Origin of the sequence: Bacillus sp. JJ1521 (assembly GCF_036965165.1) — a bacterium.
Taxonomy (GTDB): domain Bacteria; phylum Bacillota; class Bacilli; order Bacillales; family Bacillaceae_L; genus Ferdinandcohnia.
This window is the reverse complement of sequence record NZ_JBALOX010000095.1, coordinates 74,409-75,189: the sequence shown is the minus strand read 5'-3', so window position 1 is coordinate 75,189 and position 781 is coordinate 74,409. Positions and strand designations below refer to the sequence as shown.

Here is a 781-nt window from a genome sequence, read left to right as displayed (position 1 = left end):
ATTTATTCTATGGTGCATTAGGTGGAATTGGTCTAGGCGTTGGATACATTGCTCCAGTTTCTACACTTGTAAAATGGTTCCCGGATAGACGCGGAATGGCAACGGGCCTTGCAATCATGGGGTTTGGATTTGCTTCATTAATTAGTAGCCCAATTATGCAAAAACTCATTGTTTCTGTAGGGATTGCAAATACCTTTTATATTTTAGGAGTATCCTATTTTGTTATTATGATTATGTCTTCTTTATATCTTGCTCCACCTAAAGCTGGATGGTTACCAGCTGGATTCAAAGAGAAAGTTTCAAGTGGAGCTAAAAAGGTAAAGCAGGATTTATCTCAATTAACGGCGAATCAAGCAGTAAAGACAAAACGTTTTTATTATTTATGGCTCATGCTCTTTATCAACGTTACGTGTGGCATAGCAATCATCTCTGCTGCTTCTCCACTGGCACAAGAAAGTGTCGGTTTAACTCCAGTTGCAGCTGCAGCATTAGTCGGAGTATTAGGGGCATTTAACGGGCTTGGTCGTATCGGTTGGGCATCAGTATCAGATTACTTAGGAAGACCTAATACATATACGGTATTCTTTGTCATCCAGGTAATCGCGTTTCCATTGCTACCGTATGTATCGAATCCATTGTTGTTCCAGGTATTACTAGCACTAATTTACACATGTTATGGTGGTGGGTTCGCTGCAATCCCAGCCTATATCGGGGACTTGTTTGGAACAAAACAGCTTGGTGCAATCCACGGTTATATTTTAACAGCATGGGCGGCTGCAGG

Annotated in this window: 1 protein-coding gene; it reads left to right on the top strand. The window is 41.2% G+C overall.

The window, feature by feature from the left end; translation table 11 throughout:
- Nucleotides 1–781, top strand: a 781-nt coding sequence (locus tag V7147_RS14160) for an L-lactate MFS transporter (RefSeq protein ID WP_335368498.1), incomplete at both ends; no start/stop codon positions are given.